The sequence below is a fragment of the Synergistaceae bacterium genome, from assembly GCA_017540085.1.
Taxonomy (GTDB): domain Bacteria; phylum Synergistota; class Synergistia; order Synergistales; family Aminobacteriaceae; genus JAFUXM01.
The window spans coordinates 22,531-45,000 of the sequence record JAFYBQ010000022.1; the positions used below are offsets into that span (position 1 = coordinate 22,531).

Sequence of the window (22,470 nt, forward strand, 5' to 3'; positions counted from 1 at the left end):
CTATTCTCCCTTCATGGCCGAGACAAGAATATTATTCTCCTCCGGGTGTCTTGTGGCGACTCGTATATATTTCCCGTCAAGCCCCGCAAAATTCCGCGTGTGCCTCACTGCTATTCCCCTCGTCAGCAAACGCCGTATCATCTCAATATCATCATTCACTTTCACGAGGAAATAATGTACGTCCGAGTCCATCACGGAAAATCCCGCGTCCCTGAGTCCGTCAGCAAACAGCGGAGTATTGACCCGGTAAAATTCTCTCGTTCGCCGCAAAAATTCCCCGTCAGCAAGAAATCTCACCGCTAACTCCTGCGCGAATGCATTGACGCTCCACGAGGGAAGACGCTCTTTCATGGCCGAAATAATATCCCCGTCAGCGATAACATATCCTATCCGCGCCCCCGAAAGGTGAAATATTTTCGTGAGCGACCGCAGTATTATCACGTTCGGAAAATCTATGAGCCTCTCAGGTTTTCCCGTCATCAGGAAATCTATATATGCCTCGTCAATAATGAACAGGGTATCAGGATATTTCATGATTATGCGCGAAAGGTCAGGGATAAATTTTCCCGTCGGGTTATTGGGATTAGTGATAATGACATGGCCGAAATTCCCCGCGTCGTCAAGCGTGAAAATGTCGCCCGCCTTCCTGAATGCCCGCCTGTATTCGGTGTAACACGGCTGTAATATCGCGGTGCTGTCCGGGAATAATTCTGACAGGAGAAATATTGCCTGATTGATTCCGTTCGTGAATAGTATTCTTGACGGGGAAATATTTTCGCGCTCTGAAATGATTTCCCGGAGCTTTACGCATTCGGGGTCAGGGTAATTTGACGCGAGGGACTCAGCCTCAAGACTCATTTCCGGCCATGCAATAATGTTAGTATTAGTGCTGAAGTCGAGAATTTTTGCGGGAATGGGAATATTGAAGGCTCTGTACAGATTTTCGGGGTTAGCTCCGTGCAAAATATCCATGTATCACAGCCCCGTGCGTATCAGCGGAATGACGTTAATCACAGGCTCTTCATACGGGTGAATAGCTTTCACGGCCATGATTATGCGGTCAATGTCAGCAACACGGCATGTTACTTCCGCTTTGATTTCGTCCTCTGTGCTGATTTCGCCCTGAGTCCCGCTGTAGGGGTGAGTCCCAGCAAGAGGCCGCCACGTAGCTTTCACGCGAGAATACGACATGCACGAGTCATAATTCCCGATATGACCCGCTCCGCATTCCCGCAAAGTTTCCTGCAAGAGTCCCAAGTGCGACTCCGGGATAAATATTTCGGCCTTGCAGTATTCCATCACATTAACTGCGAGTAGACCGGGCCGGAGGGCTTGAGGTCGCTTTTCATGAGGAACAATTCATCACAGACCCACGAAATTTTCGGGACTTCACCGAGTTTTCTCAGCAAATTTTCAGGGAGATATGAGTCCTTCAGCCTTGCCAGCGTCAGATGTGCCTGAAACTTTTTCGGCTCACGTTCAATCCCGGCCATGTCGTATAACGTATCATTGACCTTTTTCGACAGAGTGCCGAGTTCCCGCGCTCCTTTGTCCCCTGAGAGCCACAGCACACGGGGCGCGCTCAGGTTCGGGAACGCTCCTATGTACGACAATTCGACCGTGAAAGGCTCAAAATGTTTCAGCGGACTCAATGCGTCAATAACATCCTCCGTAACGGCGCGTGAATTTTCACCCAAGAATTTCAGCGTAATGTGAAACTGTGAGCGGCGAACCCATCGGATTTTAGCCAGCGGGCGAATCTCGGACAGGAAATTTTCGAGAACGTCAGCGGCATTCCCCGGAAGTTTCACCGCCACGAACGAGCGTATAAGCTCCGGCATTCCTATAACACGCTCACGATGTCGTCAAAATTCTTGCGGACATAATGACGGTCAGCGGGCATCGCGTCATCAGCCGGGTAACCCACAGGGAACAGCGCAACAAGGTCATACGCTTTCATTTCGGGGAATAACTCCTTGACTTTCGGAGCGTCAAAATATCCTACCCACGTTGAGCCGAGTCCCTCATTGTGAATCGCGAGCATGATATGAGTCGCAACTATTACCGCGTCAACGTCCTCAAAGTTGCGATTGTCTGATGGCCTGACGAACGCGCCTTCTTCCGTGCCTCCAACAGCGATGACAACGGGAGCATTTTTCATCCACACGAACGGAGCGCAGGACTTTATTTTTTCGAGTGCTGACTCGCTTTTTATGACCCAGATTTTCACGGGCTGTGCGTTTTTGGCGGTAGGTGCAGAGATCCCAGCGTCAAGAATCGCGCGGAGCTTTTCTTCTTCAACGGGCTTGTCGGAAAATTTGCGGCATGAATAACGCGCCTTCACTAACTCTGAATACGTCATAATTTTTCGTTCTCCTTTGATGATATAATGCAAGTCTATCACACAGTTAATTTATATCAGAGGGAAAATTTACACATGCTGAAAAGTGATTCACAATCCGACTTAATACCCTCAATGTTTGTTTCAACGGCTGTAGCTATGATCTTCACACAGCTTGCCGGGTATGTTGCAGTTCTTATTGACGGAATAATCACAAGCAGGGCTTTAGGGTATCTGGCATACTCGGCAATATCTCTTCTCGTTCCCTTCAACGGCGTAATACTCCTCGTAAGCATGGGAATTTCAGCGGGCGTAAATGTCGTATGCTCTCAGGCTGTAGGGCGCGGCGAAAAGGACAAAGCTCATTCCGCTTTCACTGTCGGTGTTATTGCGGTGATTGTTTCTGCGCTGCTTCTTGTCATTGCGTGCGTGTTATGGCCGTCTGAGCTTTTCAGAATCTGCGGAATAACAGAAACTTCACACCCCGAAATCTATTCGCACATGGCCGGTTACCTTAAAGGCTACATGCCCGGAATACTTTTCCATATGATGATACAGATTCTCGGCCCTGTAATAGTTATTGACAGCGGCAAGGCGTTATTCACATCGTCGTCATTCTTTTTTGCGGGCGCGGATATTGCCGGGGATTTGCTGAATGCGTATGTCTTTCACGGCGGCACTTTCGGAATGGGACTCGCTACGTCAGCTTCATACTTTCTTCAGTTCTTGATGCTTATGACTCACTTCATGAAGAACACCTCTTACTTCAGGATTTCGCTGAAAGGCTTCGAGTCTTCACAGCTCACGGAAATGATGAAGGCCGCTTCACCTATGTTAGTGCTTAAACTTGCTACGGCGTTAAGGGATTTGGCCGTCAACAGAATCAATCTCAGCGTTGCACTTTCAGCGGCGGCGATTGCGGCGAGGGGTATACAGAACGATTTGAACACCGTGCTTTTCTGCATAGGAATCGGAATCGGGAATGCCGTTATCATAATGGCAGGAATGTTTTTCGGAGCCAATGACCGCCGGGGAATGAACCGCCTTTTCTCATGCACTGTGAAAATGTCTGTCATCATTGCCGGTACTGCAGGTGTGATTTCGTATTTCTTTGCTGAATGGATTGCTGAGTGTTTCACGTCTGATCCTGAAGTCATAAATTTTGCGGCATTCAGCATAAAGTGCATGGCATTGGGGCTTGTGCCTGATACCTTGTCGGTTGTGTATCAGCGTTACCTGCAGGGAATCAATGAGCGCGGGCTTGTAAATTTCCTGAGTTTTGCTGACAGATTTTTTATCCCTGTGGCAGCTGCTTACGTTATGGGAATTTATTTCGGCTCAAAAGGCATAATGGCTTCAATTGCTGCCGGAAAAATTATTCTCATCATTTTTATTGCGGTTACAATTTTAGTGCGTACAGGCTCACTCAGAAATTTCATGTTCCTTCCTAAAAATTTCGGCGGAACAAACGCGGATAACATTTACTCTTCGATAACTTCACAGTGCGATGTCATGAGAGAATGCAAGAGGGCTGAAATATTTTGCCAGGCTCACGGAGTCAGCGCGAAGGACGCAAAATTGATGGCGCTGTTCGTTGAAGAGACAGCCGGGAATATTATTGCTCACGGGAAACCGAAACGCTTTCACAGACTCAGGGCAGATTACCGGCTCTCATACAGCGATGGGAAAATCTGCATGACATTGCGCGACTGCTGCAGACATTTTGACCCTTCAGCATTCTACGAGGCGCACAAAGACGAGTCAGCCGGAAAAATATCAGGAATAAAAATTGTGATGGGACTCGCTGATGATGTAAGATACTTCAATGCTTTCAGCAGCAATAACATAATGATATATATTGATACGTCTAAAGGAGGATTTAATTGTGAAAATTTACATTAACACATGCGTATTGCCGCGTTGTAGATTGGAGACGGCGAAAATTTACCGCGAGGCATTCGGGGATAAAGTCTGCTTTGAAATTCTGCCGATGTTTGACCTGCCGAATTTCGAGTCAAATCTTGAGGCAAATATTGATTTCCTGCGTGAAGGGTCTGTGAGTTTTCATGAGCCTGTGTTCTGCGTTGAGCATTCAGCACCCAAAGGAAGCCCCAAATATGAAGAGACAATGCGGCACATTATGCTGACGAAAAAATTTGCCGACATACTTCACCCCGTCCACATTGTCTATCACCTTAATAACTGCAAAGTTACCCCCGAAACAAAAGGCTCAATGCTGAAAACTTCCCTCGAAAATTTAGAGGAGATACGCGAAATATTTTCCGGCGTTCAGATTGTCATCGAAAATGTCGGAACTGAAGTAAAGGGCGACAGGCTGTTAGATCAGGAAGAATTTACAGCTTTGTGCAGGGAGAAAAATTTTGACGTGTTAATAGATGTCGGACACGCAAACGCAAATTCATGGGACATTCGCAGGCTCATTCACGATTTGCGGACTCAGATTCGCGCGTACCATCTCCACAACAATGACGGAGTTCACGATCTTCACAACCGGCTCAATGACGGAACGATAAACTTTGCGGAGCTTATGCCTTATATCCGCAGCGAGACTCCTGACGCGAGACTCATAATCGAGTACATAAGGCCGGAATATCACGGTCAGCCGCTGACGGAAGACATAGAGACATTATGCCGTACGATATGACGGAAAAACTCCTGGCGTATATTTTCTCGAACATGGCCGATGCCATGTGCATAACCGCCAAGAACGGAGAAATACATTACACCAGCAAGAGCGCGGAAAAACTTTTCGGGTTCGGCGAATCTTCAGCAGGCTGCAAAATCTGGGAAGTTATCCCCTTCACCGAGAGGAACGACAAACTGATACAGCTTTTCATTGACGCTGTGAAAATGCAGAGGGATATACATTCTTTTGCTGACTACGAGAACAACGCCGGGAAAATTTTCAGGCTTCACATCAGCATGTCATACATGAAAGGCGAGGGCGGAATATTCGTTATTATCGCGACGGATTTGACCGAGTTTTTGCGGATAAATTCGGCGTTTGAGCGTTACACATCACCGGAAATAGCAAAATACGTACTCCGCACACCTGAAGGCGAGAAGCAGGGCGGAAAATTGAAGGACGTTACTATTCTCATGAGCGACTTGCGGGGCTTCACGGCATTAAGCACAAAACTTTCAGCCGATACCCTGATAACGATACTCAATCACTATTTTGAGAAAATGATTGCGGTGATTGAACGCTGGAAAGGAACTATGATTGAGTTTCTCGGCGATGGAATATTTGTTGTGTTCGGCGCGCCCAATGATGACGAGAATCACGCGGATCACGCTGTATCTTGTGCTGTCGAAATGCAGGACGCTATGAAGTCCGTAAACGAATGGAACGCGGAAAATAATTATCCCCTGCTTGAGATGGGAATCGGGATTAATTCCGGGCCTGCTGTTGTCGGGAATATAGGTTCAGCCCAGAAAATGAAGTACGGCTGCATAGGTGAGACAGTGAATCTTGCGGGAAGGGTTGAGACTTTCACGGTCGGAGGACAGATATACATCTCGGAGCGTACAAAGGAAAAAATCACGGAGAATCTTTTCACGTCAGACGAACAAAGTTTCATGCCTAAAGGAGCAGCGAGTCCCATGAAAATTTTTGCGGTTGACGGGATCGGGGACATTCACATTTTACACAGGGATTATGTGATGAAAGATGTTGCGCGCAAGTGTGAAGTAAAATTCTCAGTGATTGCGGGAAAAATTGTTGACGGGGAAAAATATTCCGGCCATGTCGTGAAAATTTCAGATGATGAACGCTACGCAGTGATTGAGACTGACGCAAAAATTGAGGCCATGCAGAATTTGCTGATTGATATCGGCGGGAGTCTTTACGCAAAAATTCTCAGCAAAGACGGCGAACAGGTTACAGTTTGCTTCACGTCAAAGCCTGACTGTTTCGGTGAATGGGTAAAATCCCTGTGAATGACAGCAAAAAAACGGCCTCCCCCTGAAGAGAGAGACCGCCGAAAATTTTTCCGTGTTACGCCGCTATTCTTTCGCCCATTCGGATCCCTTGAAGGCTTCCGCGAATGGGTTGTACTCTAACGCTTCTCCGTCATCCTCGTAGCCGCTGGACTCCTTGAAGCCGCGTGAGCGTCCTCCCTTCCTGCGCTCCCTGCGGTCGGGGCGTTCTCCTTTGGCCTCAGGCTTTCCGGGTTCGCGCTCCTCACGTACGGGTTCGGGTTCGGGTTCGGGGACTGGCTCAAGTGCGCTGAGTGAGAGTCTCATTCTCCGCTGTTCGGGGCTGACCTCAAGCACACGCGCTGTAACCTCTTGCCCTTCCTGCAGAACGTCCGCGGGCTTCTCGACTCTCTTCCGGCTTAACTGCGAAATGTGAATGAGTGCCTCGACTCCCTCTTCAACCTCAACGAACGCGCCGAAATCAGCAAGGCGCACAACTTTGACCGTGATGTCCTGCCCGGGAAGATATTTCTTGTCGATCTCGTTCCACGGGTCATTGAGCTGTTTGCAGCCGAGGCTGATGCGCTTTTTCTCCATGTCGACATCAAGCACGAGAACTTCAAGCTCCTGCCCCCGTTTGAGAACATCGCGGGGCTTCTTGATTCTTGCCCATGAAATATCGCCCACGTGAACGAGTCCCTCAATGCCCGGCTCAATCTCAACGAACGCGCCGAAATCTGTCAGGTTCGTTACAGTCCCCTTCATCACGTCGCCCTTGTGGACTCTCTGGTCTACTGTGTCCCAAGGATCGCCGGCTACCTGCTTTATGCTCAGTGAAATTCTGTCTGTGGCGCGGTCAATCCCGATAACCTTCACCGTAACTTTGTCGCCCTTCTTGAACATCTCTTTGAGCTTGAACGAACGCTTCCACGTGATTTCCGTGAGGTGAACAAGGCCGTCCATCTCGCCGAGATTCACGAAAACGCCGAAATCTGTCAGGCTTGAGACTTCACCCTCTAGCGTGTCGCCCTCGTGGACTCTCTCGTAGAATTTTGCTTTGCGCTCATTCTCGGCTTCCTCAAGAAGTACCCTGCGCGAGAACACAAGCCTGTGCTTTCTCTTGTCGTGGTCAAGAACTTTCACCGTAAGAGTCTGCCCGACAAAATTCTGCGGGTTCGCGCCCCTTCCGGCTAATGTGAGCTGTGATACAGGTATGAATCCCTCAAGACCCATAGCATTCACCATGAGGCCGCCTTTCACACGGCTGACTCCCTTCACATCAATAACGGGATTCGCCCTCAATGCCGCGTCAAGTGCTTCCCATCTCCTGTCGAACTCGTGCCGCCAGCGTGAAAGCAGTAACTGCGCGTCATCCCCGTCCCGGACACTGACAACTTCAACCTCAATGACATCGCCGGGCTTAGGCTCTGAGCCTTCCTCCTCGATTAGTGCGTGGTTAGTGTATTCCCTCATGGGCAATAACCCCTCGCACTTGAATCCGACATCAACGAGGAATCCGGCATCGTTCCTGTTTATGACGGTGCCTTTACGGATTTCGCCCTTGCGGAGGTGAACATTGTCGCCGTACTGGTCTAACGCTTCCTGCATTGTTTCAGGCTCGTGGGACTGCGCTTCTGTTGCCGGGACTGTTTCCGGTGCTGTCTGTGCCGCTTCTGCTGACGGTGTTTCTGTTACGGGTGCTTCTGTTGCTTCTGTTGTTGCTTCCTGCATAACTTCCTGCTGATTCTCCATAAGTGAATCAATCCCCCTGTAAATCCTGCTTTGCCGCAATAATTTTTGTGATTTTATCGATAAGCCATTCGGGTGTGCTTGCACCCGCAGCAATACCAACCATATTTTTGCCGTTGAACCATTCCGAATTTGCTTCTATGTCGTTCTCATCCTCAGCCCACAGGACATTAACGCCCTCGGATTCGAGTATGTCGCGCAACTTTCCTGTGTTCGCGCTAGATTTTCCGCCAATAAGCACAACGCCGTCAAGATTGTTATTCCGCACAAGATTCCGGGCGGCCTCCTGACGCTGTGCCGTAGCCTTGCAGATAGTGTTGCAGACTCTAAGCTCTGACGATTTCCCGACAAGAATCCCGGCGACACGTTCGAGTCTTTCCTCGCGCTGTGTTGTCTGTGAAATGAGTGCTGTTTTTGCGTGAAACTGAATCCGCGATGCTTCGTCCTCATTTGCTACAACTTCCGCAGTTTTGTTGTCTGCTACATGGCCGATTATGCCGCGTATTTCGGGGTGATTTCTGTCGCCCAATAAGACAACATGATACCCTTCGCGTGATAACTGTGCTGCTTTCTCCTGGGCTTTTCTGACAAATGGGCAAGTCATATCCTCGACATTAACGCCCCTTGCTTTAAGCCTCTCTGTAACTTCAAGCGGCTCACCGTGAGCGCGGATTAAGACCTTTGCGCCGTCAGGAATCTGCGAGTCATTGTCCGCGACTCTGAGTCCGAGCGATTCGAGTCTTGAGACTTCCTGCGGGTTATGTATCGGGAGTCCTATCGTCCATACTTCCGGCTCATGTCTGAGGGCTTCCGAAATAGCGTCAACCGCCCTTTTCACGCCGAAACAGAATCCGGCATGTTCGGCCTTGATTATCATTATGATGATGCCTCTTTGTGTATGTGTCTGTTTATCGTGTCTATGATTTCTTCCTCGTGATTAGATTCGGACATGTCGAACCACACAGCCGGCGAAAATTTTTTGAACCATGTCTGCTGGCGGCGGCAGAATGCTTTTGTCCGTGATATTGATATTTCTAGGGCGTTATCGAGCGTGATTTTTCCCCTGTGATAGTCTATTAGCTCCTTGTAGCCGAGTCCCTTCAGCGGGTTGTATCTGTCATCAAATCCGTGCTTCATGAGCCATTCGACTTCCGCCGGAAAATCTGATGAGTATTCCTGCTCCAAACGAATCTCAATCCGCCTGAATAATTCCTCCCTAGGACGCGACAGCCCTATGTACAGAATATCGAATCCGTAATCGCGTTTTTCCCCTCCGCTGTAAATCTGTGATGGAGCCTTCCCGGTAAGCTCGAAAATCTCAAGTGCCCGCGTAACCCTCTGAATGTCGTTCTTGTGGAGACGCTGTGCCGTGTCGGGGTCAACTTCAGCAAGCCTCATGTGCAGTAATTCCGCCCCCTGCGAGTTTGCGAGGGCCTCATACTTTCCGCGAACGTCAGAATCAGACGGCAGGTCAGTATTCAGTGAGGCGTGAAAAAGCGCGTTGTAGTAGAACGGAGTCCCTCCGACAAAAAGCGGGATTCTATTGCGGGATAATATTCTCCGGGCGGCCTGTGATGCTTTGTCTGCGAAATCTGAGACGGTAAATTTTTCGTCCGGGTCTGCGATGTCGATCATGTGATGAGGAATTTCACGGCGCAACGAGGCTGATACTTTATCCGTACCCGCGTCCATATAGCGATACACTTGGCGTGAATCTACAGAAATTATTTCAGCGTTTAATTTCTCTGCGGCGGATAAGCTAAGTGCCGTTTTTCCTACGGCTGTAGCTCCGATAAAAGCAACCGCGGGCTGCCTGTTCATGAAAATCGCAAGACCTCATTTAATGAAACGTGATGAAAAACAAAGTGAAGTGAATTATAACACAATATGAAAAATTGCAAGGGTATAATAATCAAAATTCATCCCGAAAAAAATTCAGGAAGGTTATATTGACATGAAGAGAAAATATCCCCCGCTTGAAGTCGTCGCGCCTGTGATGTTTGCGCTTGTGTTTGTTGTTACGCTGATATATTCGCGCTTTGAGCCTCATGTTGATGATGTTGACGCGGAATACGTGAAGGAGTTTTCCGGGAAGCCCGGCTATATTCTCGTTGACGCACGCCCTGAAGAGTCATACATGGGAAAGTCGCCCCGCCCCGGAGTCCCCGGAGGCCACATTCCCGGAGCCATCAATTTCCCGATAGAACACCTAAGCGGAAGGACTCAGATTGTCGCGGCGTTGTTGGCCAAAGAAGGAATCACTAAGGACAAGACGGTGATACTTTACTGCAACACGGGCGTATTGTCCGGGAGAATGGCGGATCAGCTGGTAACGCGGTTCAATTTTTCGTCAGCAAGAGTCAAAAACTACAGGGGCAGCACGGTCGAATGGGTGAAAGACCCGGACAATATATTACTGCCTGAAGATCATGAGACGGGATTTCTTAATGATGTGGACTCTGAGGCGTTCAGGGGAAAATAATTGCCTTCAGGTGTGATAATAATTGCAGGAGATGAAATAATTGACAGTACCAATATTAGACTTGTCGCGGTCATTCGGTGAAATAAAGCCTGATGTATTCGCGGCGATGGAAAGAATATTTGACGCTCAGAGCTTCATACTTGGGCAGGAAGTGAAAACGTTTGAGTCTCACTGCGACTCATATCTTGATGTCCCGGAAAATTCCTGCGTAGGGTGTGCCTCCGGGACTGACGCTCTTTTGCTTGCGCTGATGTCGTGCGACATTAAGCCGGGGGACGAGGTAATCACGACTCCTTTCACGTTCTTTGCGACTTCCGGGACGGTTGCCAGGCTCGGAGCTGTTCCCGTTTTCGCTGACGTTGACCCGCAGACCTACAATATCAATATCGAGCAGGCCATGACGAAAATCACGGAGCGGACGAAAATATTTCTCCCCGTTCACCTTTTCGGGCAGATGGCACCGATTGAGGGCGTAATCTCGGATCTTCACGAACGCAATATACTCACGGTAGAGGACACCGCGCAGGCATTCGGGGCGACTCGTTCTGCTGACGGGAAAATTCTGCGGGCGGGGACTGTCGGTGATGTCGGGTGCTTCTCGTTCTTCCCGACAAAGAATCTCGGCGGGTGCGGCGACGGCGGAATGGTTGTAACACGCGACAAGGATAGGGCAGAGCGTCTCAGGCGGCTTCGTGTTCACGGCTCCGGGGCAACGTACTATCATGACGAAATCGGCATAAATTCCCGGCTTGACGCGATACAGGCGGCTATCCTCGACGTAAAGCTGAAACATCTTGAGGCGTGGAACGAGGAGCGCAGGAAGGCCGCTGACTATTATCGGCTTCTGTTCAAGTCCAACGACCTGAACGAATTTATCACAGCCCCCGCCGAGCTTGACGGGAATTATCACATCTATCATCAGTATGTTGTGCGTGTGAGTGAAAAGCGCGATGAGCTTATGCAGTATCTTAACGCTGAGGGATTCGCCGTGAGGGTGTATTATCCTTTACCGCTGCACCTTCAGCCGTGCTTCTCGTACTTGGGCTACAAGGCCGGGGATTTCCCTGTGAGCGAGCAATTGTCGCGTGAGGTTCTAGCCTTGCCGATTTTTCCGGGACTGAAGGCGGACGAACAAGAGTCATTAGTCGCGGCCATGAGAAAATTTTTCAGGAAGTAAAACGAGTCCTCCCTCAGAAATTCCGGGGGAGGATTTTTTTGCGCGTTATTCTGCGTGAAGTGTGAAGAGTGAAATTTCTGACGGGTCAAATAATCTCATCGGGAAGCCGTCCCACTGTGATGTACCCGAGCTGACGTATAACTTCATGCCGTCAATGTCGTACCATCCCCGGACAAATCCGCCGTTTACCCTCCGCACTAGCTGAAAGACTACGGGAATTTGCCCGCCGTGTGTGTGTCCTGAGACCTGAAGCGAGACTCCTAATTTTGCGTTGTCGTGTGCGAATCTGGGCTGATGATCCATCAATATCACCGGGACATTCGCGGGGGAGTCTTTCAGAGCGCGGGGTGTGTCGTGATTTCCGCTCGTAGGGTCATTGACTCCGGCTATGACGAGCTGAGAGTCCCCGGAAGTGATTGTTACGTGTTCATTGTCGAGAAACTTTATGCCGAATCCCGTGAGAGTCTCAAGCCATCCCCGCAGGTCATAATAATATTCGTGATTGCCCGTAACGGCGTACACTCCGAATTTTGCGCGGAGATTGGCGAGCGGTTCGAGGTCATATTTTCGGTCTTTCACATGGCCGTCAACAAAATCTCCCGGAATCAATATAACGTCCGGGCTTAGGGCGTTTACGCGGTCAACAACGCTTTCAACAAATGGCCGTCTGTTTACTGACCCTGCATGAATATCAACGATCATTGCGACTCTGAGTCCGTCAAAACTTTTCGCGAGGCCGGGAATTTTCACATCATGGCGAATCACGTCCGGGACTCTCGTTCCCTGATACACGCCGTAAACTGTAGACACTGCCGCGAGGATTAATACTGTCAGTGAGGCATAATGCGCTGGGAATTTAGCGTGAAGGAACACCCGCCAAAGTACTTGGGCTATGTCTTTCACGATAAGCATTATCGCCGCCGTAATCATGAAGCTGAACATGGCCGAAAGGAGGAGGGCGATATTTCTAGTGAGTTCGGGAATCGTGAAGCCTGAAGGAGTCATTCTCATGATGAGCATTTTAGCAGGGCCGGAAAGTATAAGCAGTATGAGAAATATTTTCACGAGCCACGAAAAGCGCAGGGGGAATATCATGCTGAGGATGTCATAAAGGCATATCAGGCAGGGGACTAACATAAATGGACTGAACATAAATTTTTGCTCCTGTAATTTTTGCGGGAATTATACAGGGTAAATCCGGCTTCAAGCAAAGAAATCCCCGCCCGGAGTTTTTTTCACAGGCAGGGAAAACACAGCTTCCTATTTCATTTTTCTCCATGAGTGCATACCGCCGTACCTGCACTGTGAGAACGAGTACACAAAATCAAGTCTCGGATCCGCGCCCTTGAACCAGAATTCCCCGCACCTCGCGCACCTGTAAACTATGACATTCTTCCCGCTTCCCGCTTTTCTCTTCTTTGAGGATGACTTCTTCCGTGCCTTTCTTTTCGCTTTCTTTCCGGCGGCGGCAAAGGAAGGTTCAGAAAAATGGAGAAGGTCAGCAATTGGAGTCATTGCCACACTTACAGCAAGAATAAATACAGTTACGAGCCTGAAAAATAATCCGCGCTTCATATATTTTTCCCCCTTTATGGCTTCTGACGGCCAAAAAAATATCGTTCTGCCCGGAATATTACACAGACAGAACGACACATTAGGGTACTTTTGCTTTGTCTTACGCTGACTTTGTTACGCTGATTTCTCCATCACTGTAACTTTTTCGCCGACATTGATACATTTTGCCGGGCAGACTTTCGCGCAGAGTCCACACTTCACGCACTTGTCCTGATTGATGACCGCCAAATCATTCACGATGTCGATAGCTTCCTTCGGGCATTTCTTAGCGCATAACGTACAGCCGATACACCCAGCACTGCAGACGCTCTTCACCGCCGGGCCTTTCCAGTGTGAATTACACGCCACAATCACATCAGCAGTCGCAGGAACAAGCGTAATGACTCCTTTCGGGCAATGCTCAACACACGCACCGCACCCGACACATTTCGACACGTCAACTTTCGGCAGACCGTCAGCCCCCATCGACAGCGCACCGAACTGGCACACGCTAACGCACGTTCCCAGCCCAATGCACCCGAACGGACACGCATTCGGAGACCCGCCCGGAATTACAGCCGCGCTCTTGCAGTCCTTTATTCCCTCATAAATTAATTGACGCGGTGAAGCCTCACACGTTCCCTTGCACTTGACGAATGCCCGCATAGGCACCGATGCTCCCGCCTCGACTCCCATAACCTGCGCGATAATCTCAGCAACCTTTGAGCCTCCTACGCTGCATTTGTTGACAGGCGCGCCGTCATTCACGACTCCCGCCGCGTAGCCGTCGCACCCGGGATAGCCGCAGCCACCGCAGTTAGCACCCGGAAGAGCCGCACGGATGAGGCCGATTCTTTCGTCCTGATGTACGCGGAATACTATTGACGCAATCGCCAGCAGTACGCCGAAAATACCGCCCATTATCCCCATCAAAGCAAGGGGAGTTATCATTGTGTGCATTATGTCCATATTTACCCCTCCTCCTTACTTTATTATTCCCGTGAAGCCCATGAAGGCAATCGACATTAACCCCGCTGTGATTAACGCCATCGGAAGTCCCTGCAAGCTGTCCGGGATTCCGTCATTGTCTTCAATCCTTTCACGTATTCCGGCCATGAGAGAAATTGCCAGCAGGAAGCCCAATGACGAACCGAGCGCATTAACGAGAGCCGCCGCCAGTCCGTAGCCCTCATTCATATTCAGGACTGCCACGCCGAGAACAGCGCAGTTTGTTGTGATTAACGGCAGGAAGATTCCCAGCGACTTATACAGCGCGGGATTCAGCTTCTTCAATGCAAGCTCCACGAACTGAACTAACGCCGCAATTACGAGAATGAATGACAGCGTGTAGAGGTACTCAAGATGTAACGGCACTAATAAATAGTTGTACGTTATCCACGTCATGAGGGACGCAAGCATTATGACGAATACGACAGCCGCGCCCATTCCCTGAGCGGTTTTGAGCTTTGAGCTTACTCCCATGAACGGACAGCAGCCCAAGAATCGCGACAGCAAAATATTATGCACAAATATCGAGCTGACAAAGAGCAGGAATAATTCTGTGAGTGTCATTTACTGTTTCGCCTCCCTTAGCCCTTTAACCCTTCCGGCTCAAGCGAGCCACCTTCCCTTGACAGGGACGGCATTTCCTCTCTCCTGCAAAGGGGAGATGTCTGACCATCAGACAGAGGGTTTTCCTTGTTGCAGAATTTCGCCATCACGCAAGCCCCGCAGCCCATCGGCCTAGCCTCAGCAGGAGTCGCACCGAGTCCCCTTATTTTCGCGGCTCTTGCCTGAATCGCCCTGAACGCACCCATGCAGCAGCCAAGAACGATAAATCCCCCCGGCGCAAGCACAATCAGTAACGCAGGCTCAAAGCTCACTACAGGATTTCCGAGCAGAGTCCCGGCTCCGAAAACTTCACGGATTGCACCGAGAAACATTAGCGCGATCGTGAAGCCGAGTCCCATTCCGATTCCGTCAAGCGCAGAAGCAAAGACTCCGTTTTTTGACGCGAAAGCCTCAGCGCGTGCGAGAATGATACAGTTGACGACAATCAGCGGAATGAATATGCCCAGCGATTTATTCAGCTCCGGCGCAAATCCCTTCATCATGAACTCAATCACCGTAACAAACCCCGCAATGACGACAATAAATATCGGTATCCTGACCTCATCCGGGACTATCTTCCGCAGAAGTGAGATGACTATATTTGACGCAACAAGAACGAATGTAGCGGCGATTCCCATTCCGAGACCGTTGGCGACGCTTGTTGTTACCGCGAGAGTCGGACAAAGCCCAATGCACTGCACGAACGTGGGATTTTCCGACAGTATTCCGTTTGTGATGATTCTGAATTTTCCCTGGCTCAACTCTATTCAGCCCCCTTCAGATTCTTGCTCCAGTAATCGACAGCACCATTCACGCCGCTGATTACCGCGTTTGATGTTATTGTCGCTCCTGATATTGCTGATATTTCGTCAGGATTTGACGCTCCGCCCTTAACGACTTTGAGCGGGAACGATGATTTTTCCGCAAACTGCCCGTAAAATTCCGGCTCTGTTGACTTTGCGCCGAGTCCGGGAGTCTCAGAGTGATTCAAAATGTTGATGGCCTTCACAGTTCCGTCTTTCGTGATTCCGACAACGAATCCGATCTGCCCTCCGTAACCCTTTGAGCTTACCGAGACGCACCAGCCTACAACGCCTGACTCATCGCTTGCCTTAACGACTCCTGTAACAAAATCGTCCGGCTTGACTTCTGAGTCCTCGAAAGTTTTTCCGGCGGGCATTATTATTTTGTAGGCTTCATTCCTCGCGGCTATTTCGGCCTGAAGTATTGCCTTGCTGGTAACGTTCTCGACAAGTCCGAGTATTATTCCTGTTACTGCTGTTACCGCGAAAAGAGTCCCCCCTAAGTGAAGGGCTTTCCTTAATGCGTCATGAAACGATACGGAATCATTTGCCGCTTCTTTTACTGCTTCTGACATTATGATTTGCCCCCCATCCTCTTGAAGAAATTACTTTTCGGCGCGCCCAGTGTCCGAGGCTCTGTATACTTGTCGATTAACGGTACTGCAATGTTCATGATGAGAATCGAGAACGATACGCCTTCAGGGTAGCCGCCCCATGTCCTGATTAACGCTGTAAGAAGCCCGCAGCCGAACGCGTAAATGTACTGCCCTTTCTCCGTCATCGGTGATGTAGTGTAGTCAGTTGCCATGAAGATAGCACCGAGAAGGAGTCCGCCCGTCAGAATTTCGTGAACGGGGAACATTCCCCCGCCGTGATTGAAGAGTGCCGACAATATAGCTGTAGTCAGTATGTAGGTCAGGGGGATACGCGCAGAGATTACGCCCTCCCAGACGAGATAAGCCCCGCCGAGTATGAGAAGTATTGCGCTAGTCTCGCCGATACAGCCGCCCATGTCGCCGGAAATTAGGCTCCACCATGAGAGATTAGCGGGCATTGTTCCGGCCTTCATTGCCGCAAGAGGAGTCGCCCCTGAGATTCCCTGCACTGTCCATGTAGTCATAGCTGTTGGCCATGAGATTAGCATCATTGCACGCGCGGCTAACGCAGGGTTGACGATGTTGCAGCCTATTCCGCCGTAAAACTGTTTCACGATAATTATCGCGAACACTGAGCCGCAAACCGCCATCCAAATTGGAATCGTAGGGGGAAGGTTATACGCTAACAATAATCCCGTAACAACTGCTGAAAGATCCCCGGTAGTGTCCTTCCTGTGCATGATAAATTTCTGCCAGCACCATTCGCAAAGGACGCACGCCGCAATACACGCGATAATCACGAGAAGCGAACGGAAGCCAAGAAGGTACACTCCCATAATCCCGGCGGGCACGAGCGAATATATGACCATGCCCATAATTTTCTGTGTGCTGAAATCGGAGTGAACATGCGGTGATGATGATACTGTGAGTTTTGTTGACATGACTATTTCGCCTCCTGTTTCGCTTTTGCCTGAGCCGCCGCTTTTCTCCGTGCGAGATTTACCGCCGCTTTACCCTCTTTGCACGTCTGAGTCAGATGTCTTGACGCAGGGCAGGAATACGAGCAGCACCCGCACTCAATGCAATTCATACCGTTATACGCCTCGAATGACTCATAGTCGCGTTTCCTCACAAGCTGGTCTAAATATGTCGGGTTAAGGTGCATGGGACAAGCCTCGATACATTTCCCGCAGCGAATACAGGCTGACTCCTCGGCGATATAGGCGAGTTTCTTTGTGAGGGCTAAAATTCCCGATGTGCCTTTGACGACAGGGACATCAACCGAGCGCATAGCGAGTCCCATCATCGGCCCGCCCGCAAGAATCTTCACAGGCTCATCACTGAATCCCCCGCAGAAGTTCACAAGCTCACGGACTGAAATCCCTAACGGAACCTGCACATTTTTCGGCTCACATACAGCATCGCCGGTTACGGAGATTACGCGCTCTGTTACCGGCTCTCCGTCCTCAATGGCCTTGCAGATGTGCCACGTTGTGCGGGTGTTGAGGATGATACAGCCGACATCAGCGGGCAGAGCAGGCACTAACGGAATTTCCTGGCCTGTTACTGACCATATGAGCATTTTTTCCGCGCCCTGCGGATATTTGACGGTGTGAGGCATGACGGAAATACGCGGGTTCTTGTTGCGGGCTGTCATTGTCGCGATTGCTTCGGGCTTGTTGTTCTCAATGGCAATGACTCCGGCGGCCTCCGGGAAAATCTCAAGCACATAGCCCAGCCCCCGTATAATCTCGTCAGGACTCTCAATCATTAGCCTGTTGTCGCAGGACAAATACGGCTCACACTCCGCGGCGTTTACGATTATCCATTTGATTACGCGGTCTTTCGGCGGTGAAAGTTTGACGTGAGTCGGGAAACATGCTCCGCCCATGCCGACAATGCCCGCCGAGCGAATCAGCTTCACATACTCGGACGGCTGCGGCTTGTGTCCGAACTCCTCAAGCAGGGACGGTGCTTTCTCGTATTTTCCGTCGCTCTCGATGACTATGCACGGGTCAACGCTTCCGGCTATCGTCATTCGCGGGGCGACTTCCTTCACCGTTCCCGATACCCCTGAGAAAATCGGGGCTGATACGAACGCTTCAGAGTCGGCGATTTTTTGTCCTGCAAGAACGTGATCGCCCTTCTTCACGAGAGACGAACACGGCGCACCGATATGCTGGGACAGCGGATAAACGAACTCACGCGAATCAGTCGGCCTCAAAATTTCTATGGCTTTGTTCTCCGTGAGTGCTTTGCCTTCAGGGGGATGCACTCCCCCTAAGAATGTAGGCAGGTTCATCGTGTAACAAACACTCCCCTCAATAATTTATGGAATGAACGTATTATAGCGTAACAGCGGGAAAATTTTTGCCGTCGTGAAGAATATCAAAGCTCCAAAATTTTTGACAGAAGAAATTTTGCTTGTTGTGTTATAAAATTCGGGCAAAATATTATGCAAAAGCGGGATGATTTGAGATTGAATACAAAATCAGTATTGGCATCTTACGCGACCTTCAAAGAATTGTACAAGTCAAAAAAGTACAAAAGCCCTTATCAGATTCTTTCGGAGTTTATCAGATATGTTATTGCTTCAAGACATCTGCCTTCTTTTACGTCTACCAAAATTCAGGATTTGCTGACGGAGGAATTTGGTTTTCATCTTCCTGTAGCTGTAATCAGAACCGCGCTCCGAAACATAGATGAAGTAGGGCTTGAGCATCAGGAGTATACGCTCAAACAAAATGATGTTGACAGCAACGCATATTTCTTGGCGGCACAGCAAAAATCAGAGGATCATAGAGTGAGCTTAATGGATGCTCTTACCAAGTTTATAAAGCTGAAAGATGTAGTTCTTGATGAAGGCAGGCTTGAACAGGAACTTATAGCTTTTGTGCTTAATGAGGACGGGAGCGAGCAATATCAGAAAGTCATAGGCGAGTTTATTCTAAGCAACAAGGATAATCCCGGAATAACAGATGCTTTGTCTACAATTCAGGAAGGAAGCATATTGTACACTGGCCTGACATATAATATTTCTGAGCTGGGCAGCTTGAAAACTCATCTGACATTATTTCTCGACACAGAAATTTTATTTGACATTGCCGGGCTGAATGGTGAGCTGTACAGAATTTTAGCTGATGATTTCCTGAAACTTGTTGATTCTGCAAACCGCGGAGGAAAGTTAATAACGTTGCGATATTTCTCGGACGCGGCTGTAGATATTGACAGTTATTATCGGCAGGCCGAAAAAGTTCTTGAAGGAAAAGGCGAAGTGCCGCTCAATCACGCTATGAGGGAGATTATCAAAGGCTGCAAAGATATTTCTGACATAGCGGACAAAAAAACAGACTTATACAGAAAAATTCAAACAGACTGCGGCATCAGGGAAGATGACAAGAAAAATTACTATGGAGCTTGTGATCATCCGTATAATCTTGAAGCGGAAACTATACAGGGTTTCCCTTATACAGACCCTGCTAATTCGGAAGGATTTCGGTTCTGCAGCCATATTAATGTTCTCAGAAAAGGAGAAGAAACAACTGATTTTTTCTCTTCAAAATTTCTGTTTGTTACTGAGACAAGAAGAGTCCTTGAAATCTCAAGAGCAATTGCTGAACAGAGACGCAATACAGCCACCGGAGAAATATACTGTGGTTATGCAGTAAGTCTCAGCAGAATCACAAATCTTCTTTGGTACAAAATGAACCGGGGCTTCGGCTCGGCAGATTTTCCGCAAAATCTTGACGCTGTAATAAAAGCTAGGATTATTTTGTCCGGGTATATTTCCCAAGGTGTCAAAATAACATATGAGGAGATAAAAGAGAAATATAAAAAAGGTGAATTAAGCCAAGAACAAGCCGCGGCTTACATAGTTACTTTGAAGGGGAAATCAGCCCTGCCAGAGGAGCTTGATTCTGATAATGTCGAGGATAATTTAGATTTCAGCGAGGAATACTTCAAGAGATTCGCGGAAACAATATCTCTCAATGAACAACATCTAAAGGATAAAGATGATGCCATAAAGGTACTCTCAGGAAGCGTCAGAGATCTGGAAGAGAAGTTATCGCAGGCAAATGAGGACAATCAGCAGAAAAATCAGCAAATAGATGATTTAACCGAAAGAATCAAGGCACTGGAGAGCAGGGAAGCCGAGAAAGTTTACAGAAAAAAGGTTATTGTCAGCCGCATGATTCTGGCCTGCTCATTCGCATGGAAGATACTTTTGATAATTGGCGCGGTTTGGTTGACATGGTACACATGCAAGATTTTCAATGCCGATTTCGGAACATGGCTGTCTATTGTTATCGGTCTTATCGGTATAGCAGGACTGTTCTTCAATTTTTTCAGCAGAGATATTACAAAGCATAAAGAACGGTGTGAAAAAGCAAGGAACAAAAAATTGTGACTCAGAGAATACGCCCTGCAATTTATAAGGCCAAGCTATTTTTCCTTCATGCTATAATTTTTCAACACACAATCACAAACACAGGAGGCAATCATCATGTTCAACGGTGAAAATTTCCTCACCGCAAAAGGCGTAACCCTCCAGCGCGAAATCTCCGGTGAAAATAAATTATGGGTGCGTCTCTTTCTTCAGGGCGAGGGAGTCGTCAGTCTCACGTCAAAAAATTTCAGGGGAGACTCAGAGCCGTTTATATGGGCAGTATACTCCTTCAGGAAAATGGCAAGGAGCGCAAAATATCTCGTTGATGACATTGACGTGAAGGATGACATGTTCCGCCTGAGACGAAGCCGCGAGACTATATTGACCGCTCAGAAATGGGCCGCCCTCCTCGCTAAATTCATGCCTCACGAACAGCCCGATGATGATTTGCTGAACATACTTTACTGGAACATGAAGCTGCTTGCGACTCCTCCTGTGCCTTTCAGCGTCCCGGACTGGCGTTTTCTGTGGCAGTGGATAGAATTATGGGGATTAGCTCCCGATATAGTAACTTTTCACGAGGCAAATAATTTCAGCAGGGACGAAATACATTTAATGATACAAGTATCAACACTGAACGCAGACGGAGTAATCAGACTTTTCACAGTTCCGTTAGCCATAAGAATACGCGAAAATATTTTTACTGTAGCCGCAAAACTCGCCGCAAAATTTCTCCGACAGATATGAACCGAATAGCCTCAATTACTCCGCCCGACTCCCAGGCCATGAAAGCCGCCCACGAAATTCAAGCCTCACTCGCAAAACCTTCCGGCAGTCTCGGAGAACTCGAACAAATCACAGTCAAACTCGCAGGAATCACAGGACACGCAAAAAACCCAATCCCCCGGAAAATTATTTGCCTATTCGCCTCAGATCACGGAATCTACGATGAGGGAGTCTGCTCTTCTCCGCAGGAGTTTACCCGGAAATTGATGGAGCTTTACGCAGGGAGTCAGAATGCCGCGATAAATATTCTTTCACGCCAGGCAAATGCAGAGTTACGGCTCTATGATCTCGGAGTCAAAAATCTTGCCCCCCGTCAAAATATAATCACCCGAAAATTTCTGCCGGACGGGACAGCTAATTTCCTTCATGGTCGTGCAATGTCTCCTGAAACAGTGAGGGCTGTTATCTCATTCGGGATTGATGTCGTACGTGATTTGCGCTCTGAGGGATTCGGGCTAATCGGCACAGGCGAGGCCGGAATGGGAAACACGTCCCCTGCCTGCGCGTGTATCATGGCCGGGACTGGGACGCATGATGCCTCACTTGTCGGACGCGGGGCGGGACTCGATGACGAATCATTTTCCCGCAAGAAGAGAGTCATACTTGACGCGCTGAAGCTCCACGCTCCGAATCTCTCTGACCCCGTAAACATTCTCTCATGCATCGGAGGTCTCGACATTGTCGCGATTACGGGAATATTTCTCGGCGGTGCTGTGTATCACGTTCCTGTTGTTGCTGACGGGGTAATATCGATTGCCGGGGCATTGATGGCGTATATGATTGAGCCGCTGACACGGGAATATATGTTCACGTCCCACGAGTCGCAGGAGCCTGCATATTTTCACGCGCTGAAGGCTATGAATCTTTCAGCCCCCCTGAAGCTGGGAATGAGATTAGGCGAGGGAACCGGGGCGGCAATAATGATGCAGATAATTGATGACGCAATCGCTATAATTAACAGCATGGCAAAACTTCAGGAGCTTACCCCTCCCGGCCTCCCCTAAATTATGGGAGGGAGAAAATTATTGAGAGGAGAAATATTGTT

General features: G+C 48.9%; 23 protein-coding genes. 8 read left to right on the plus strand and 15 right to left on the minus strand.

The genetic code is table 11. The annotated features are described in order from the left end of the window. Genes IKQ95_04385 through IKQ95_04400 form a run of 4 tightly spaced genes read right to left on the minus strand, consistent with a single transcriptional unit; the run spans nt 1 to nt 2,362 of the window. Nucleotides 1–972, minus strand: coding sequence for a pyridoxal phosphate-dependent class II aminotransferase (locus IKQ95_04385; GenBank protein MBR4195930.1), 972 nt, complete (start codon nt 970–972; stop codon nt 1–3). 3 nt (nt 973–975) lie between these two features. Continuing rightward, the gene (locus tag IKQ95_04390) at nt 976–1,299 is read right to left on the minus strand and encodes a hypothetical protein (GenBank protein ID MBR4195931.1); all 324 of its coding nucleotides are present in this window, start codon (nt 1,297–1,299) and stop codon (nt 976–978) included. Next, a complete protein-coding gene (gene thpR / locus IKQ95_04395) occupies nt 1,299–1,841 on the minus strand; it encodes an RNA 2',3'-cyclic phosphodiesterase (GenBank protein ID MBR4195932.1) in 543 nt (180 codons plus the stop codon). Before thpR ends, IKQ95_04390 begins: the two co-directional genes overlap by 1 nt. Nucleotides 1,842–1,843: 2 nt before the next feature. Next, on the minus strand, nt 1,844–2,362 hold the full coding sequence (locus tag IKQ95_04400) for a nitroreductase family protein (protein MBR4195933.1): 519 nt from the start codon (nt 2,360–2,362) through the stop codon (nt 1,844–1,846). A 75-nt stretch (nt 2,363–2,437) separates the two neighbouring features. On the opposite strand from IKQ95_04400, the gene IKQ95_04405 reads away from it, so the two are divergent. Genes IKQ95_04405 through IKQ95_04415 form a run of 3 tightly spaced genes read left to right on the plus strand, consistent with a single transcriptional unit; the run spans nt 2,438 to nt 6,301 of the window. Then, complete coding sequence (locus IKQ95_04405; protein MBR4195934.1) at nt 2,438–4,243, plus strand: ATP-binding protein; 1,806 nt, start codon at nt 2,438–2,440, stop codon at nt 4,241–4,243. Beyond that, a complete protein-coding gene (locus tag IKQ95_04410) occupies nt 4,227–5,006 on the plus strand; it encodes a TIM barrel protein (GenBank protein ID MBR4195935.1) in 780 nt (259 codons plus the stop codon). Before IKQ95_04405 ends, IKQ95_04410 begins: the two co-directional genes overlap by 17 nt. Further along, a complete protein-coding gene (locus IKQ95_04415; protein ID MBR4195936.1) occupies nt 4,991–6,301 on the plus strand; it encodes a PAS domain S-box protein in 1,311 nt (436 codons plus the stop codon). The genes IKQ95_04410 and IKQ95_04415 overlap by 16 nt, the downstream gene beginning before the upstream one ends. A gap of 66 nt (nt 6,302–6,367) precedes the next feature. Here IKQ95_04415 and IKQ95_04420 read toward each other — a convergent pair whose 3' ends face one another. From IKQ95_04420 to miaA, 3 genes are all read right to left on the minus strand, one after another. Beyond that, nucleotides 6,368–7,888 carry a S1 RNA-binding domain-containing protein gene (locus tag IKQ95_04420; GenBank protein MBR4195937.1) on the minus strand — a complete coding sequence of 507 codons (1,521 nt, stop codon included), beginning with the start codon at nt 7,886–7,888 and terminating at the stop codon, nt 6,368–6,370. 151 nt (nt 7,889–8,039) lie between these two features. Further along, nucleotides 8,040–8,906, minus strand: coding sequence for a 4-hydroxy-3-methylbut-2-enyl diphosphate reductase (ispH, locus tag IKQ95_04425; GenBank protein ID MBR4195938.1), 867 nt, complete (start codon nt 8,904–8,906; stop codon nt 8,040–8,042). Further along, nucleotides 8,906–9,850, minus strand: a complete 945-nt coding sequence (gene miaA, locus IKQ95_04430; GenBank protein ID MBR4195939.1) for a tRNA (adenosine(37)-N6)-dimethylallyltransferase MiaA — start codon at nt 9,848–9,850, stop codon at nt 8,906–8,908. The genes ispH and miaA overlap by 1 nt, the downstream gene beginning before the upstream one ends. 133 nt (nt 9,851–9,983) lie before the next feature. Here miaA and IKQ95_04435 point away from each other — a divergent pair, with 133 nt between their 5' ends. Both IKQ95_04435 and IKQ95_04440 read left to right on the plus strand, forming a co-directional pair. Next, entirely contained in the window at nt 9,984–10,511 is a 528-nt protein-coding gene (locus IKQ95_04435; GenBank protein MBR4195940.1) for a hypothetical protein, read from the plus strand. A gap of 40 nt (nt 10,512–10,551) precedes the next feature. Further along, nucleotides 10,552–11,688, plus strand: coding sequence for a DegT/DnrJ/EryC1/StrS family aminotransferase (locus IKQ95_04440; protein ID MBR4195941.1), 1,137 nt, complete (start codon nt 10,552–10,554; stop codon nt 11,686–11,688). A 45-nt stretch (nt 11,689–11,733) separates the two neighbouring features. Here IKQ95_04440 and IKQ95_04445 read toward each other — a convergent pair whose 3' ends face one another. From IKQ95_04445 to rsxC, 8 genes are all read right to left on the minus strand, one after another. Next, entirely contained in the window at nt 11,734–12,840 is a 1,107-nt protein-coding gene (locus IKQ95_04445) for a metallophosphoesterase (protein MBR4195942.1), read from the minus strand. A 108-nt stretch (nt 12,841–12,948) separates the two neighbouring features. Next, nucleotides 12,949–13,263, minus strand: a complete 315-nt coding sequence (locus IKQ95_04450; GenBank protein ID MBR4195943.1) for a hypothetical protein — start codon at nt 13,261–13,263, stop codon at nt 12,949–12,951. Between the two features lie 114 nt (nt 13,264–13,377). Further along, complete coding sequence (locus tag IKQ95_04455; protein MBR4195944.1) at nt 13,378–14,211, minus strand: RnfABCDGE type electron transport complex subunit B; 834 nt, start codon at nt 14,209–14,211, stop codon at nt 13,378–13,380. Nucleotides 14,212–14,226: 15 nt separating this feature from the next. Beyond that, nucleotides 14,227–14,814 carry an RnfABCDGE type electron transport complex subunit A gene (locus tag IKQ95_04460; protein ID MBR4195945.1) on the minus strand — a complete coding sequence of 196 codons (588 nt, stop codon included), beginning with the start codon at nt 14,812–14,814 and terminating at the stop codon, nt 14,227–14,229. 17 nt (nt 14,815–14,831) lie between these two features. Further along, complete coding sequence (locus tag IKQ95_04465; protein ID MBR4195946.1) at nt 14,832–15,614, minus strand: electron transport complex subunit E; 783 nt, start codon at nt 15,612–15,614, stop codon at nt 14,832–14,834. Nucleotides 15,615–15,616: 2 nt separating this feature from the next. Next, complete coding sequence (locus tag IKQ95_04470) at nt 15,617–16,231, minus strand: RnfABCDGE type electron transport complex subunit G (GenBank protein MBR4195947.1); 615 nt, start codon at nt 16,229–16,231, stop codon at nt 15,617–15,619. Continuing rightward, complete coding sequence (locus IKQ95_04475; GenBank protein MBR4195948.1) at nt 16,231–17,193, minus strand: RnfABCDGE type electron transport complex subunit D; 963 nt, start codon at nt 17,191–17,193, stop codon at nt 16,231–16,233. The genes IKQ95_04470 and IKQ95_04475 overlap by 1 nt, the downstream gene beginning before the upstream one ends. 2 nt (nt 17,194–17,195) lie before the next feature. Next, on the minus strand, nt 17,196–18,554 hold the full coding sequence (rsxC, locus tag IKQ95_04480; protein ID MBR4195949.1) for an electron transport complex subunit RsxC: 1,359 nt from the start codon (nt 18,552–18,554) through the stop codon (nt 17,196–17,198). Nucleotides 18,555–18,731: 177 nt separating this feature from the next. Between rsxC and IKQ95_04485 the strand changes: the two genes are divergently transcribed. The 3 genes from IKQ95_04485 (at nt 18,732) to cobT (ending at nt 22,429) form a co-directional block, all read left to right on the plus strand. After that, on the plus strand, nt 18,732–20,660 hold the full coding sequence (locus tag IKQ95_04485; protein MBR4195950.1) for a hypothetical protein: 1,929 nt from the start codon (nt 18,732–18,734) through the stop codon (nt 20,658–20,660). Between the two features lie 96 nt (nt 20,661–20,756). Then, a complete protein-coding gene (locus tag IKQ95_04490) occupies nt 20,757–21,386 on the plus strand; it encodes a hypothetical protein (GenBank protein MBR4195951.1) in 630 nt (209 codons plus the stop codon). Beyond that, complete coding sequence (gene cobT / locus IKQ95_04495) at nt 21,383–22,429, plus strand: nicotinate-nucleotide--dimethylbenzimidazole phosphoribosyltransferase (GenBank protein ID MBR4195952.1); 1,047 nt, start codon at nt 21,383–21,385, stop codon at nt 22,427–22,429. Before IKQ95_04490 ends, cobT begins: the two co-directional genes overlap by 4 nt. Nucleotides 22,430–22,470: the final 41 nt, after the last annotated feature.

Bases quoted from the DNA above. Each gene is read 5' to 3' on its own strand.
- IKQ95_04385 (MBR4195930.1), bottom strand. From the start codon at position 972: ATGGATATTTTGCACGGAGCTAACCCCGAAAATCTGTACAGAGCCTTC.
- IKQ95_04390 (MBR4195931.1), bottom strand. From the start codon at position 1,299: ATGGAATACTGCAAGGCCGAAATATTTATCCCGGAGTCGCACTTGGGA.
- thpR (MBR4195932.1), bottom strand. From the start codon at position 1,841: ATGCCGGAGCTTATACGCTCGTTCGTGGCGGTGAAACTTCCGGGGAAT.
- IKQ95_04400 (MBR4195933.1), bottom strand. From the start codon at position 2,362: ATGACGTATTCAGAGTTAGTGAAGGCGCGTTATTCATGCCGCAAATTT.
- IKQ95_04405 (MBR4195934.1), top strand. From the start codon at position 2,438: ATGCTGAAAAGTGATTCACAATCCGACTTAATACCCTCAATGTTTGTT.
- IKQ95_04415 (MBR4195936.1), top strand. From the start codon at position 4,991: ATGCCGTACGATATGACGGAAAAACTCCTGGCGTATATTTTCTCGAAC.
- IKQ95_04420 (MBR4195937.1), bottom strand. From the start codon at position 7,888: ATGCAGGAAGCGTTAGACCAGTACGGCGACAATGTTCACCTCCGCAAG.
- ispH (MBR4195938.1), bottom strand. From the start codon at position 8,906: ATGATAATCAAGGCCGAACATGCCGGATTCTGTTTCGGCGTGAAAAGG.
- miaA (MBR4195939.1), bottom strand. From the start codon at position 9,850: ATGAACAGGCAGCCCGCGGTTGCTTTTATCGGAGCTACAGCCGTAGGA.
- IKQ95_04435 (MBR4195940.1), top strand. From the start codon at position 9,984: ATGAAGAGAAAATATCCCCCGCTTGAAGTCGTCGCGCCTGTGATGTTT.
- IKQ95_04445 (MBR4195942.1), bottom strand. From the start codon at position 12,840: ATGTTCAGTCCATTTATGTTAGTCCCCTGCCTGATATGCCTTTATGAC.
- IKQ95_04450 (MBR4195943.1), bottom strand. From the start codon at position 13,263: ATGAAGCGCGGATTATTTTTCAGGCTCGTAACTGTATTTATTCTTGCT.
- IKQ95_04455 (MBR4195944.1), bottom strand. From the start codon at position 14,211: ATGGACATAATGCACACAATGATAACTCCCCTTGCTTTGATGGGGATA.
- IKQ95_04460 (MBR4195945.1), bottom strand. From the start codon at position 14,814: ATGACACTCACAGAATTATTCCTGCTCTTTGTCAGCTCGATATTTGTG.
- IKQ95_04470 (MBR4195947.1), bottom strand. From the start codon at position 16,231: ATGTCAGAAGCAGTAAAAGAAGCGGCAAATGATTCCGTATCGTTTCAT.
- IKQ95_04475 (MBR4195948.1), bottom strand. From the start codon at position 17,193: ATGTCAACAAAACTCACAGTATCATCATCACCGCATGTTCACTCCGAT.
- rsxC (MBR4195949.1), bottom strand. From the start codon at position 18,554: ATGAACCTGCCTACATTCTTAGGGGGAGTGCATCCCCCTGAAGGCAAA.
- IKQ95_04490 (MBR4195951.1), top strand. From the start codon at position 20,757: ATGTTCAACGGTGAAAATTTCCTCACCGCAAAAGGCGTAACCCTCCAG.
- cobT (MBR4195952.1), top strand. From the start codon at position 21,383: ATGAACCGAATAGCCTCAATTACTCCGCCCGACTCCCAGGCCATGAAA.